This window comes from Curtobacterium sp. YR515 (genome assembly GCF_900113095.1).
GTDB lineage: Bacteria > Actinomycetota > Actinomycetes > Actinomycetales > Microbacteriaceae > Curtobacterium.
In genome coordinates this window covers 422,266-435,146 of sequence record NZ_FOOD01000002.1, presented here as the reverse complement: position 1 = coordinate 435,146, position 12,881 = coordinate 422,266, and the positions used below count along the sequence as shown (strand labels likewise).

Annotated in this window: 14 protein-coding genes; 7 read left to right on the top strand and 7 right to left on the bottom strand. The window is 71.7% G+C overall.

Going from position 1 to position 12,881, the window contains the following annotated elements:
* Positions 1-11 precede the first annotated feature (11 nt).
* On the top strand, positions 12-176 hold the full coding sequence (locus tag BM028_RS18470) for a hypothetical protein (RefSeq protein ID WP_175496010.1): 165 nt from the start codon (positions 12-14) through the stop codon (positions 174-176).
* Between the two features lie 107 nt (positions 177-283).
* Here BM028_RS18470 and BM028_RS06810 read toward each other — a convergent pair whose 3' ends face one another.
* The gene (locus BM028_RS06810; RefSeq protein ID WP_092385430.1) at positions 284-646 is read right to left on the bottom strand and encodes a DUF5997 family protein; all 363 of its coding nucleotides are present in this window, start codon (positions 644-646) and stop codon (positions 284-286) included.
* A 201-nt stretch (positions 647-847) separates the two neighbouring features.
* Between BM028_RS06810 and trpS the strand changes: the two genes are divergently transcribed.
* Complete coding sequence (gene trpS / locus BM028_RS06805; protein WP_092385428.1) at positions 848-1,918, top strand: tryptophan--tRNA ligase; 1,071 nt, start codon at positions 848-850, stop codon at positions 1,916-1,918.
* Here the strand turns inward: trpS and BM028_RS06800 are convergent.
* The gene (locus BM028_RS06800; RefSeq protein WP_092385426.1) at positions 1,899-2,720 is read right to left on the bottom strand and encodes a shikimate 5-dehydrogenase; all 822 of its coding nucleotides are present in this window, start codon (positions 2,718-2,720) and stop codon (positions 1,899-1,901) included. The genes trpS and BM028_RS06800 overlap by 20 nt on opposite strands.
* 135 nt (positions 2,721-2,855) lie before the next feature.
* Between BM028_RS06800 and BM028_RS06795 the strand changes: the two genes are divergently transcribed.
* Both BM028_RS06795 and BM028_RS06790 read left to right on the top strand, forming a co-directional pair.
* Positions 2,856-3,047: a PspC domain-containing protein gene (locus tag BM028_RS06795; RefSeq protein WP_070419334.1), complete on the top strand. Its 192-nt coding sequence runs from the start codon at positions 2,856-2,858 to the stop codon at positions 3,045-3,047.
* 34 nt (positions 3,048-3,081) lie between these two features.
* Entirely contained in the window at positions 3,082-4,455 is a 1,374-nt protein-coding gene (locus BM028_RS06790) for an L-serine ammonia-lyase (protein ID WP_092385424.1), read from the top strand.
* 18 nt (positions 4,456-4,473) lie between these two features.
* Here BM028_RS06790 and BM028_RS06785 read toward each other — a convergent pair whose 3' ends face one another.
* Genes BM028_RS06785 through BM028_RS06765 form a run of 5 tightly spaced genes read right to left on the bottom strand, consistent with a single transcriptional unit; the run spans position 4,474 to position 9,230 of the window.
* Positions 4,474-5,310: a class II fructose-bisphosphate aldolase gene (locus BM028_RS06785; protein ID WP_092385422.1), complete on the bottom strand. Its 837-nt coding sequence runs from the start codon at positions 5,308-5,310 to the stop codon at positions 4,474-4,476.
* Positions 5,307-6,305, bottom strand: a complete 999-nt coding sequence (locus BM028_RS06780) for a 1-phosphofructokinase family hexose kinase (protein WP_092385812.1) — start codon at positions 6,303-6,305, stop codon at positions 5,307-5,309. The genes BM028_RS06785 and BM028_RS06780 overlap by 4 nt, the downstream gene beginning before the upstream one ends.
* Positions 6,302-7,450: an N-acetylglucosamine-6-phosphate deacetylase gene (gene nagA / locus BM028_RS06775; protein WP_092385420.1), complete on the bottom strand. Its 1,149-nt coding sequence runs from the start codon at positions 7,448-7,450 to the stop codon at positions 6,302-6,304. Before nagA ends, BM028_RS06780 begins: the two co-directional genes overlap by 4 nt.
* Positions 7,447-8,352 carry an ROK family protein gene (locus BM028_RS06770; protein WP_092385418.1) on the bottom strand — a complete coding sequence of 302 codons (906 nt, stop codon included), beginning with the start codon at positions 8,350-8,352 and terminating at the stop codon, positions 7,447-7,449. The genes nagA and BM028_RS06770 overlap by 4 nt, the downstream gene beginning before the upstream one ends.
* On the bottom strand, positions 8,352-9,230 hold the full coding sequence (locus BM028_RS06765) for an SIS domain-containing protein (protein ID WP_070417591.1): 879 nt from the start codon (positions 9,228-9,230) through the stop codon (positions 8,352-8,354). Before BM028_RS06765 ends, BM028_RS06770 begins: the two co-directional genes overlap by 1 nt.
* Positions 9,231-9,362: 132 nt before the next feature.
* Here BM028_RS06765 and BM028_RS06760 point away from each other — a divergent pair, with 132 nt between their 5' ends.
* The 3 genes from BM028_RS06760 to BM028_RS06750 all read left to right on the top strand — a co-directional run bounded on the left by BM028_RS06760 (position 9,363) and on the right by BM028_RS06750 (position 12,874).
* Complete coding sequence (locus BM028_RS06760; RefSeq protein WP_070419335.1) at positions 9,363-10,151, top strand: DeoR/GlpR family DNA-binding transcription regulator; 789 nt, start codon at positions 9,363-9,365, stop codon at positions 10,149-10,151.
* Between the two features lie 160 nt (positions 10,152-10,311).
* Positions 10,312-11,526: a Gfo/Idh/MocA family protein gene (locus BM028_RS06755; protein WP_254789441.1), complete on the top strand. Its 1,215-nt coding sequence runs from the start codon at positions 10,312-10,314 to the stop codon at positions 11,524-11,526.
* 22 nt (positions 11,527-11,548) lie between these two features.
* Positions 11,549-12,874 (top strand): ABC transporter substrate-binding protein, encoded by a 1,326-nt coding sequence (locus BM028_RS06750; RefSeq protein WP_092385414.1) that lies wholly within the window; start codon positions 11,549-11,551, stop codon positions 12,872-12,874.
* The last annotated feature ends 7 nt before the right edge of the window (positions 12,875-12,881 follow it).

Sequence of the window (12,881 nt, the reverse complement as noted above, 5' to 3'; positions counted from 1 at the left end):
GGAAGCAGCGCATGCAGCAGACACGACAGCTCGACGCCGTCCCGTTCGACAGTGACGAGGCGACCACGTTCTGTGGTCTCCGTCCCGTCGCGGCCACCCCGGCAGCGGTGGCCTGGGCCGGCGCCGTCGTGGCGGCGGCCGGGGTCGGTGCCGCCATCGGGGACGCCGTCGACTGACGGAGCCGCGTGACGGCGCCGGTGGGCGCCGTGTGCGGGCAGGACGGGAGGCGCGGTGCCGGACGGTACCGTGCCTTCCGTCGTGGACGGTGCGGGTGCGCTCCGCGCTACGGCCGGGTGTCGACGAGCGCGACGAAGCGGCTGCCGATGCCCTCGACCTCGTGCCGGGTGAAGCCCGCGACGGGGTCCGGCGCCTGGTAGGGCTCGTGGTAGTCGCACATCAGGTGGTCCCAGTCGGGCCACCACTTCTTCGGACGTGCCTCTTCCGCGAAGCCGCAGACCACGCACCCGAGACGGACCCAGACCTTCCTGGTGCCGGTGCGGTTGGCGCGGGACTGCACGAGCCAAGCGGGCGGGTCCTGCTCGATCGCCGTGAGTTCGGCCTCGCTGAGGTGCGAGGGGATCCCGTGCCGGGTCGCCATCTCGAGGGAGATGTCGAGCCGGACGGCGGCGTCACGTCGGGAGAGCATCCGACCAGCGTAGAGCGCCGACATCGAGCGGTGGGGACGGGTGTCGCTGCGCCGACGCTCGCGCTACGATCCCGACATGCGTTCTCCTCGTTCTTCGTGGTGGCTGCGGTAGCAGCCTCCTGACGCATGGTCGCGGGCTGCACGGCAGCTCGCAGACCGCAGGACCGTCGTGCAGCCCTTTCTCTCGAGAGGGCAACTCCAGTGGACACGTTCACCGCCACACAACACCGCATGCACGACCTCGACGCCCGCATCCGGGCGCGACCGGACCGGTTCCGCGTCCTGACCGGCGAACGGCCGACCGGTCGGCTGCACCTCGGGCACTTCTTCGGCACGATCGCCGAGCGCGTCGCGCTGCAGCGGCGCGGCGTCGAGACCTTCCTGGTGCTCGCCGACTACCAGGTCATCACCGATCGGGACACCGCTGACCACGTCGCCTCGAACGTCCGCGAGGCGGTGCTCGACTACCTCGCGGCCGGACTCGACCCGGCCGCGACGACGGTCTTCACGCACTCGTCGGTGCCGGCGCTGAACCAGCTGCTGCTGCCGTTCCTCAGCCTCGTCACCGAAGCGGAGCTGCACCGCAACCCGACCGTGAAGGCCGAGGTCGCGGCATCCGGTCGCGCGCTCAGCGGCCTGATGCTCACCTACCCCGTCCACCAGGCCGCGGACATCCTGTTCTGCAAGGGCAACCTCGTCCCGGTCGGGAAGGACAACCTGCCGCACGTCGAGATGACACGGACGATCGCTCGGCGGTTCAACGACCGGTTCGGCGCGCTGTTCCCCGAGCCGGAACCGCTCGTCACGACGTCCCCCGAGGTCCCCGGTGTGGACGGCCGGAAGATGAGCAAGAGCTACGGCAACGCCATCGCGCTCGGCATGACCGACGACGAGACCGCGGACGTCATCCGACGGGCACGCACGGACGGTGATCGGCACATCACCTTCGACCCCGAGCGCCGGCCGGGGGTCGCAGCGCTCCTCACGACCGCGGCACTCTGCACGGACTCGACCCCGGAGGCGATCGCCGACGAGATCGGCTCAGCGGGCGCGGCGGCGGTGAAGCGTGTCGCGGTCGAGGCGGTCAACGAGCGCTTCGCCGCGCACCGACGCCGTCGTGCCGAACTCGCTCTCGACCCGTCGATCGTCCCCTCGGTGCTGGCGGCCGGGAACCGTCGGGCGAACGAGATCGCCGAGGCGACCCTCGATGAGGTCCGCACCCGGATGGGCATGCGGTACACCGACGAGCCGATCAGGCCTCGCTGCGACTGAACTCGCTCGCCCGGCGGACCTGGTCGTCCGTCAGCGCGACGCCCGTGTACCGCTCGAACTGCCGCGCCGCCTGCAGCGCGATCACCTCGGCACCGGTGATGACCTGCTTGTCCGCGGCGCGACCGGCGCGGATCAGCGGGGTCTCGGACGGGAACGCGACCACGTCGAACACGGTCGTCGCCGCCCCGACGCGATCCTGGTCGAAGGCGAGCGTGTCCTGCTGGTCGCCGCGCATGCCGAGGGGCGTGACGTTCACCAGGACGTCGGTGACCGGCGCGTCCCGCTCGTCGGCGACCCACTCGTACCCGTACTGCGCAGCGAGGGCCGGCCCCGCCTGCCCGTTGCGTGCGACCACGGTGAGGTCGTCGAACCCGGCACCCCGGAACGCCGCCGTGACCGCCTTGGCCATGCCGCCGGAGCCGCGGAGCAGCACGCTCGCGGACGGATCGACGGCGTGCGAGGCGAGCAGCGACGCGACTGCCTCGTAGTCGGTGTTCGACGCCGTGAGGACGCCGTCGTCGTTCACCACGGTGTTGATCGACTCGATCGCCGCCGCGGACTCCTCGACGACGTCGACGAGCGGGATGATCGCTTCCTTGAAGGGCATCGAGACCGAGCAGCCGCGGATGCCGAGTGCCCGGATGCCGGTCACCGCGCCGGGGAGGTCGGTCGTGGTGAACGCCTTGTAGACGAACTCCAGCCCGAGCTCGTCGTAGAGGAAGTTGTGGAAGCGGGTGCCGATGTTGCTCGGTCGAGCGGCGAGTGAGATGCAGACCTGCATGTCCTTGTTGAGGATGGGCATGTCGTCACTCTCCCATGACAGCAGGGATGGAGCGGTCCACAGCAGCCATATGTGGAGGGGGTGGGGTTGTCCCCACCACGGATGCGGGTGTCCCCCGGATTCGATGTCGGATCGATCGTCCGTACCGTCGACGACATGAACACACTCATCCGCCCCCGCACCGGCCGCCTCCTCGCCGGGGTCTGTGCCGGCATCGCCGACCGGTTCGGCTGGTCCCGCACCCTCGTCCGCATCGCCTGGGTCATCCTGAGCCTCTTCCCGGGGCCGCTCTGGATCGCCTACGTCGTCCTCTGGATCCTCATGCCGAACCAGGGCTCCCGGCGCTGATCCCCCACCCGTCCGGACGGGTTAGTGTGGCGGGGTGCCGGTCTCCGTCTTCGATCTGTTCAGCATCGGGATCGGTCCGTCGAGTTCCCACACCGTCGGACCGATGCGGGCCGGACGCGCCTTCGCCGCCCGCGTGGCCGAGGCTCCCGTCGCGACGATCGCCGTCGACCTCTACGGCTCGCTGGCCTCGACCGGCCAGGGCCACGGGACGCTCAGCGCGGTCGTCGCCGGCCTGATGGGGTCCGACCCCGAGACCGTGGACCCCGACGCGATGACCCGATCGCTCGTCGAGCTCGAGGAGACCGGCGTGCTCCGGCTCCAGGGCGGGTCGAGCGTCCCGTTCCGGCTCGCCGACATCGTGCTCCACCCGCTGACGATGCTCCCCCGCCACCCGAACGCGATGCGCCTCCGCGCCGCCGACGCGTCCGGGGCGACCATCGCCGAGGAGACGTACTACTCGATCGGCGGCGGCTTCGTCACGAACGACTCCGAGGGGGACGTCGCCGAGACCGCGATCCCCGTCGACGACGCCGTGCCGTACCCGTTCTCGAGCGGCGCCGAGCTGCTCGCGGCCTGCGCGGCGACCGGGCTGCCGGTCAGCGGGGTCGCACTCGCCAACGAGACCGCCACGCGCAGTACCGACGACGTCCGCGCCGGCCTCCTCCGCATCCACGGCGTCATGGAGTCCTGCGTCGAACGGTCCGTCGAGCGCTCCGGCACGCTCCCGGGCGGACTCACCGTGCGACGCCGCGCCGCGAACTGGTTCGAGCAGCTCACCGCCGACGACCCCGGGCACGACCCGCTCTTCGCGATGGAGTGGGTGAACCTCATGGCGATGGCCGTCAACGAGGAGAACGCCACCGGTGGACGGGTGGTCACCGCTCCGACGAACGGTGCCGCCGGCATCATCCCCGCCGTCCTGTACTACGCGCTCACCTACGTGCCGACGGTCACGACGGCGAACCGCGACGACACCGTGGTGCGCTTCCTGCTGACCGCGGGCGCCGTCGGTTCGATCTACAAGGAGCGCGCCTCGATCTCCGGTGCCGAGGTCGGCTGCCAGGGCGAGGTCGGATCGGCGGCGTCGATGGCCGCCGCAGGGCTCGCCGAAGTGCTCGGAGGAACGCCCGAGCAGGTCGAGAACGCCGCCGAGATCGCCATGGAGCACAACCTCGGGCTCACCTGCGACCCGATCGGCGGGCTCGTCCAGATCCCGTGCATCGAGCGGAACGCCATCGCCGCGAACAAGGCGATCAACGCGGCGCGGATGGCGCTGCGGGGTGACGGCGTGCACCACGTGTCGCTCGACCAGGTCGTCGAGACGATGCGGCAGACCGGCGCCGACATGTCCACGAAGTACAAGGAGACCGCGATGGGCGGGCTCGCGGTGAACGTCCCGCTCTGCTGAGCTCCGCCCTCGGGCGGGTCAGCCGTGCAGCAGCGTCAGCAGCCGGGCGGTCTCGGTGGCGATGGCGTCGCGTCCCGCGGAGACGTACTTGCGCGGATCGACCACGTCCGGACCTTCGTCGAGCACCGCTCGCAGGGCCCGGGTGAAGAGGCCGTTCAGGTGCGTGGAGATGTTGATCTTCGTCATGCCCGCCCGGACGGCTGCCCGCAGCTCGTCGTCCGACAGCCCCGAGGAGCCGTGCAGGACGAGCGGGACCGGCACCGTGGCGCGGAGCTGCTCGACGAGCGTCCGGTCCACCGATGCCTCGCGCGTCTGCATCGCGTGGGACGTCCCGACGGCGACCGCCAGTGCGTCCACACCGGTGTCGGCGACGAAGGCAGCGGCGTCGTGCGGATCCGTGCGCACACCGGGAGCGTGCACGCCGTCCTTGCCGCCCACCTCACCGAGCTCGGCCTCGATCGCGACCCCGGCGTCGTGGCACCGGACCGCGAGTCGACGGGTGGCCTCCACGTTCGTGGCGAAGTCGAGGTGCGATCCGTCGTACATGATCGAGTCCACCCCGAGGTCGATGCCGGCGAGCACGAGCTCGGGGTCCTCGATGTGGTCGAGGTGCACGAGGACCTCGACGTCCGCGGACCGCGCGATCGCCGCGGTCGCCGTCGTGATCGGGGCGAGGCCGCCGTGGTAGCGGACGCAGTTCTCGCTGATCTGCAGGACCACGGGGAGCCCCGCTCGCTCGGCGCCGGCGACGATCGCCTCGGCGTGTTCCAGCAGCACCACGTTGAACGCCCCGACGCCGCGGTGTGCGGTCCGTGCGGCGTCGAGCAGTCCGGTGAGGGCGAGGTCGGTGATCATGCGTGGCTCCAGGTCGGGTCGGAGGGTCGTGCGCCGGACCGGGCACCGTCGTCGTCCGCGAGGAACCGGCGGACGGCGTCGACGTCGACCTCGCCGGCGACGGGCCGGAGGACGGCGGCGGCGCCGAACGCGGCAGCGGATCGGAGCGCGGCGTGGTCGACGCGGGGCGTGGACGGCGCGGTCGTGGTCGGACTCGTCGGGCCGTCGGACGACCCGCGCAACAGCGCGGCGAGGAGCCCGGCGGTGGCCGCGTCGCCGGCACCCGTGGGGTTGCCGGAGACTCCCGGGACGGCGCGCACCTCGGTGACCCCGGTGCGCGTGTGTGCCGCCAGACCGTCCGCGCCACGGGACACCACGACGGCGCCCGCGCCACGGTCGAGCAGCTGCAGGGAGCCGCTCCGCTCGTCGTCGGCGCCGGTCGCCTCGAGGAGTTCGTCGCGGTTGGGCTTGCAGATCGTCGCCCCGGCGTCGGCGGCCGCGAGGAGCGCACCGCCCGGACAGTCGACGAGGCTCGGCACCCCGCGCATCCGAGCGGCGGCCACCCAGTCCGCGACGACGCCCGGGTCGGCGCGGTGCGGCAGGGAACCCGAGACGACGAGGAACTCGACGTCGCCGTCGAGCTGCTGACCGATCACGTCCGTGACGGCGATCCACTCATCGGTGGTCACCTCGGGTCCGGGCTCGCCGAACATCGTCGGGTGCTCGACGTCGTCGACGACGGTGACCGTGGTGCGGGTCTCCCCCGTCACCGCGATGTCGACGTGCGCGAGACCGAGGGCGTCGAGGCCGTCGGCGATCCACCGGCCGGCAGCCGCACCGAGCGGCAGGACGGCGCGGGACGGGATCCCGACCGCGTCGAGCACCCGCCCGACGTTGAGGCCCTTGCCACCCGGACGACGGGCGACGTCCAGGACGCGCTGCGTCGTCCCGACGCGCTGACGGGCGACACGGTAGGTCACGTCCACCGCCGGGTTGGGCGTCACGATGAGGATCACCGGAGCACCGCCGCGGTCGTCCGCAGGTCGAGGACGCGCCACGGCTCCGACCGCGCGGCACTGCTGGGGCCCTCGTCGATCACGAGCAGGTCGGCGGGAGCGCCGACCGAGAGCGGCGCCGGGAGGCCGAGCAGGCGTGCCGGTCGCGCCGACGTCGCCGCGACGACCTCGGGCAGCGGGGTGCCACCGTCGAGGAGGCGTCGGGCGGCGTCCTGCACGGTGATGGTGCTGCCGGCGAGGGACGATCCGTCGGCGAGCAGCGCGACGCCGTCACGGACCGAGACCGCCGAACCCGCGATCGCGTGCTCGCCGTCGCCGCAGCCGGTGGCGGCCATCGCGTCCGAGACGAGCACGAGGCGGTCCGGCGCGGCTCGCCGCACGAGTTCGACCGCCGCGGGATCGAGGTGGTGCCCGTCGACGATGCACTCGACCAGGACGCGGTCGTCGGTCAGGGCGACGCCGACCGGGCCCGGCCGGCGGTGGTGCAGTGGGGGCATGCCGTTGAAGAGGTGCGTGACGAGGGTGGCACCGGCGTCGATCGCTGCGCGCGTCTCGTCGGCGGAGGCATCGGTGTGACCGATCGCGACGACGACACCGGCGTCGACGAGGCGGCCCACGGCGTCGATCGCTCCGGGGAGTTCCGGCGCGAGCGTGACGATCCGGAGCGCGCCGTCCGCCGCTGTGAGGAAGTCGTCGAGCTCCGCCGGGTCCGGTGCGTGCAGGAGGTCCGCCCGGTGGGCACCGCGGCGCGCCGGTGACAGCCACGGCCCCTCGAGGTGGAGCCCGGCGAGCGTGCCCTCGGCGACGAGGACACGGAGGCGTCCGAGTGCTGCGATCGTCTCGGCGGCCGGGCCCGTCGCGACGGACGCGATGAGCGACGTCGTCCCGCGTGCGCGGTGGTGGCCCGCAGCGAGTGCGGCACCGTCCGTCGTGGCCGTGGCGAAGTCGTGCCCGAGCGCCCCGTGGGCGTGCAGGTCGACCGCCCCCGGCAGCAGCGTTCCTTCGATCGTCACCGCGGTGTCGGTCCGCGGGGGTGTCCCGGATCCGCTCTCGAGGACCGTACCGGCGTCGTCGACCGCCAGCCACCCGTCGTGGAGGTCGTGCGTCGCGGTGAGGATCCGCCGCGCACGCACCAGGGTGCTCATGCGTGCACCTCGGCGTCGAGCGCCGTGCGCGCCAACAGCCCGGCACCGATGGCACCGGCCGCATCGCCGTGCCGTGCCGGGGCGAGGACCGGGACGCGCAACCCCGGGAGCCGTTCGACGAGGGCCGTCCGGAGCGGATCGAACAGCAGCGGGCCGGACTCGGCCAGTCCCCCGCCCACGATGATCGTGTGGCAGCCGGCGACCGTCGTGGTCCACGCCAGGGCGTCCGCGAGCACGTCGATGCACTCGTGCCAGACCGTGGTGGCCACCGGGTCCCCGGCGCGGACGCGGAGCATCGCCTCGTGTGCCGAGGTGGCGCCCGACCGACGGGCGACTCCCCCTGCGGACGCGATCTCCTCGACGCGGCGCCCCGCGTGCGGCCCGGTGGGGATCCGCACCTGTCCGATCTCCCCCGCCCAACCGCCGCCCGCGACGACCACGCCGTCGACGACGAGGGCACTCGCGAGTCCGGTGCCGACCGGGACGAAGGCGACGGAACCACGGGTGAGCGCCGGTGCCGCGCCGGAGGTCTCCGCCAGGGCGCCGGCACGCACGTCGTGTCCGAAGGCCAGCGGGACGTCGATCCCCCGTGCGGCGAACTCGGCCCGGACCCGGTCCCGCACCGGGACGTCCCGCCACCCGAGGTTCACCGCGAGGACGACGGTGCCGGCCCCGTCGTCCACGACACCCGGCGTCACGAGGCCCACCGCATCGAGGTCGCCACGGCGCAGCGCCCGTTCGGCGAGCTCCGCTACGACGGTGGCGAGCATCGTCGCGTCGGTGTCGCCGCGCGGCGTCGGGACGCGGGTCTCGTCGAGGACGAGTCCGTCGGCGCCGGTCAGTCGGGCCTTGATGCCCGTGCCGCCGACGTCGACCCCGAGCACCGCGCCTGCACCGCGCATCAGGTGAGGATGACCGAACGGGTGAGCGAGCGGGGGTTGTCCGGGTCGAGGCCGCGTCCCTCGGCGAGGGCGACCGCGAACCGGTGCACCACGACGAGCCCGGCGATCGGGTCGAGGTCGTGCTGGACGAAGCGCGCACCGGTCGCAGCGACCTCGTCCGCGAGCCCCTCCGGCGCGGTTCCGAGCGACCAGACGAGTCGGCCGGGCTGGGCGATCGCGATCGGACCGTGCCGGTAGTCCATGGCGGGGTAGGACTCCGCCCAGAACTGCGCTGCCTCGCGCGTCTTCAGGGCGGCCTCGAACGTGAGGCCGACCGCCGGACCGCGGCCCACGAAGGTGACCTGCTCAGCATCGAGGAGGTCGTCGATCGGGAGGCCGAGGGCGGTCTCGGCCTGCGCTGCGAGGGCGTCCACGTCGTCACCGATCGACGCACGGAGGAGCGCGAGCGTGGTCGTCGCGAAGCGCGTCTGCACGACCGAGCGCTCGTCGGCGAAGGGCAGTGCCACGACGACGTCGGCGACGGCGGCGGCCGGGCTGTCCGGGACCGCGGTGACGAGCACGGTGCGTCGACCGCGCAGGGCCTGCAACAGGTCCACGATCTCGGTCGTGGTGCCGGACCGGCTGATCGTCACGACCCGGTCGTAGTCGCGGCCGATCGGGTACTCCGAGCCGGCGAAGGCGTCCGTCACGCCCAGGCCCGCCTGCTCACGGGCGACGGCGTAGCTCATCGCGATGAACCAGCTCGTCCCGCAGCCGACCACGGCCACGCGTTCTCCGGGCTGGGGGAGCGACGCCTCGAACGACGAGAGGAGCGCGGCGGCAGCGCGCCACGTCTCCGGCTGCGACGTCAGTTCTGCGCTCACGAAGGTGTCGGTCATGGGTGCCTTCCGGTCCGGTTCGATCCGGGTGATCGATGATGAGGAAGCGTAGCGAGCGATCGTGCGCGATGGAAGAGCAAAACGTCATTCCCGATCATCGGCTGCGCGCGGTGACGCCATAAGATGGCCGACATGACCCCTCAACAGCGGCTCAACGCCCTGCTCGAACTGGTGAGCGAACGCGGCAACGTGTCGATCGCCGAGATCGGGGAGCTGCTCGGGATCTCGCCCGCGACCGCCCGACGCGACCTCGCGACGCTGGCGGACCAGCGCCTGGTCACGCGCACCCACGGCGGTGCCGCGGCGCTCGGGGCAGGCTACGAACTGCCACTGCAGTACAAGATCGCCCGTCAGGCCGAGGCGAAGACCGCGATCGCCCGCGCCGCCTCGCGGCTGGTGCAGCCCGGCGACACCGTCGGGCTGAACGGGGGGACGACGACGACCGAGGTCGCCCGTGAGCTCGGCAAGAGCGAGCGCTTCACCCGGGCGGACGGCGAGTACGGGGTGACGATCGTCACCAACGCGTTGAACATCGGGTACGAGCTGTCGGTCCGCGCCAACGTCAAGATCGTGGTCACGGGCGGCGTCGCGCGGCGGCAGTCCTACGAGCTCGTGGGCCCGCTCGTCCGGGACACCCTGGACGAGTTCGCGCTCGACGTCGTCGTGCTCGGTGTCGACGGGCTGAGCGGCCAGTACGGCGCCACGACCATGCACGAGGGCGAGGCGGAGGTCAGCCGGCACTTCGCGTCCGTCGGGCGCCGGGTGATCGTGGTCGCCGACTCGACCAAGATCGAACGGGCGACCTTCGCGCGGATCTGTCCGCTCGACCGGATCGACGCACTCGTCACCGACCAGCCCGTCCCGTCCGCGTTCGCCGCGGAGCTCGCCAGTGCCGGTGTGGAGCTCGTCGTCGCCGACTGAGCGGACGAGTCCTCCGGGGGACTCCCCGGCGTAGGTCTGTGCACGACGTTTCGATCGTGTAAAACCATCCACACCCTCCCCATGAGCGTTCGTTGAGCGCCTATTGTGCATTCATGATCGATTCGGCATCATGGGCGTCACAATCACGCAAGGGAGCGAGATGAGCATGGGTGACGCGTTCACAGCACGACCACTACGGGTCGGCATCGTCGGCATGGGGCAGCGTGCGGCGATCGCCCGCCACGTGGCCGAGGCGGCTGCCGCCGCTCCCGACCTGGAGGCGCGGGTCGTCGCCGTCGCCGAGGTCACCGAGCAGGGGCGCGAGCGGGCCCGGGCCGAGTACCCGGACGCCCTCGTCGTCGAGCACCACGGGGGACTCGTGGGGGTCGTCGACGCGGCGATCGTCACGACCCCCGACTGGACGCACGCCGCGATCGCGATCGACCTGCTCCGCGCCGGCATCGCGGTCTACCTCGAGAAGCCCATGGCCATCACGGTCGAGGACGCCGACGCCGTCCTCGACACCGCTGCGGAGACCGGCACGCCGCTGTACGTCGGGCACAACTTCCGTCACGCCGCGGTCGTGCGGCTGATGCGCGAGATCGTCGACCGCGGGGAGATCGGCCAGGTCAAGGCGGTCTGGTGCCGGCACTTCGTCGGCAACGGCGGCGACTACTACTTCAAGGACTGGCACGCCGACCGCACCAAGGTGAACTCCCTGCTCCTGCAGAAGGCCAGCCACGACCTCGACGTCATCCACGCGCTCGGCGGCGGGGACACCGCGCGGGTCGTCGGCATGGGGTCGCTGTCGGTCTACGGCGACGTCACCGACCGTCGCGACCGCAGCGGCGAGCTCATGGGGGACTGGTTCTCCCTCGACAACTGGCCGCCCCTCGAGCAGACCGGGCTGAACCCCGTCGTCGACGTCGAGGACGTGTCGATGGTGATGATGACCCTCGACAACGGTGTGCAGGCGAGTTACGAGCAGTGCCACTTCACGCCGGACTACTGGCGCAACTACACGGTCATCGGGACCGAGGGGCGGCTCGAGAACATCGGCGACACCGGCGGTGGCGTCGTGAAGGTCTGGAGCCGTCGTCGCGGCTGGGACGTCGCGGGGGACCGCGAGTACCCGATCGACGGGGTCGCCGCCGGCCACGCCGATGCCGACCTCCTCACGATGACCGAGTTCCTCCGGCACGTCGCGCTGGGGGAGCCGACGACCCTCTCGCCGATCGCGGCCCGTGCCGCCGTCGCCGCAGGAGCGCTCGCGACCCGGTCGCTCCGGAACGGATCCGTCCCCATCGACGTCCCGCCGCTCGCGGCCGCGACGATCGCCCACTTCACCGACCCCACCCCGGCCGTCACCCGCTGACGGACTCGCGAAAGGACACCCGATGCACGCACCCACCTCTGCCAAGGGCCGCGGCCGTCGCCGTGCGCTCCTCGGCGCCGTCGCCGCGATCGGCGCAGCCGTGCTCCTCGCCGGCTGCAGCACGTCCTCCGGCGCCTCCAGCGCCGGCGGCGACTACGAGAAGGCCGCCAAGGACACCAAGGCGACCCTGACGTACGCCGTCTGGGACGAGAACCAGGTCAAGGCGATCAAGGCGAACCTCGAAGGGTTCAACGAGGAGTACCCGGACATCAAGGTCAACGTGGACGTGACCCCGTTCGCCAGCTACTGGACGAAGCTGCAGACCCAGGGCTCGAGCAACACCCTGCCCGACGTGTTCTGGATGAACGGCCCGAACTTCCAGCTCTACGCGGCGAACGGCAAGCTCGCGCCGATCACCGGCGAGGTCGAGGCCGGCGCGATCGACCCCGCGAAGTACTCGTCCGCCCTCAATGACCTGTACACGTACGACAAGACCCAGTACGGCGTCCCCAAGGACTTCGACACCATCGGCGTCTGGATGAACAAGGCGCTCTTCGAGAAGGCCGGGGTCGCCATGCCCTCGAAGGACTGGACCTGGGACGACTTCCAGAAGACCGGAGCCGAGCTCTCCGAGAAGCTCACGGCCGACGGCGCGTACGGCGCGGCCGGCGGTATGGACGGGCAGACCACCTACTACGACACGATCTTCCAGGCCGGTGGGAACGTGATCGACGCGGACGGCACGAAGTCCGAGTACGACACCGCCGCCGCCGAGGCCGGGCTGCAGTTCTGGACCGACCTCATCGCGTCCGGGGCGTCGCCCTCGATCAAGCAGCTGACCGACACCACCGCCGACCAGTGGTTCACCTCGGGCAAGCTCGCCATGTACCAGGGCGGCAGCTGGTTCCGCTCCGCGTTGACCGGCACCGACCTCGAGAAGGACGTCGTCGTGTACCCGCTCCCCAAGGGCAAGGAGCAGGCGACGGTCATCCACGGTGTCTCCAACGTCGTGTCCGCGAACACGAAGAACAAGGCCGCCGCACAGGCGCTCCAGGTCTACCTCGCGAGCAAGCAGGCCCAGCAGCAACAGGGCGACATGGGTGCGGTGATCCCGGCGTACGAGGGCACGCAGAGCGCCTTCACGAAGACGATGCCGGACGCCGACCTGCAGGTCTTCCTCGACGCGGTGGACTACGCCAAGCCGCTCCCGGTCTCGAAGAACACGGCGGCGTGGAACACCCTCGAGACGAACCTGCTGCCGAGTGCCTTCGACGGATCGACCCCGGTCGACGACGTGGCGAAGCAGCTCGCGCAGAAGATGGACGCCGCCCTCACCAAGGAACAGTGAGCCCCAC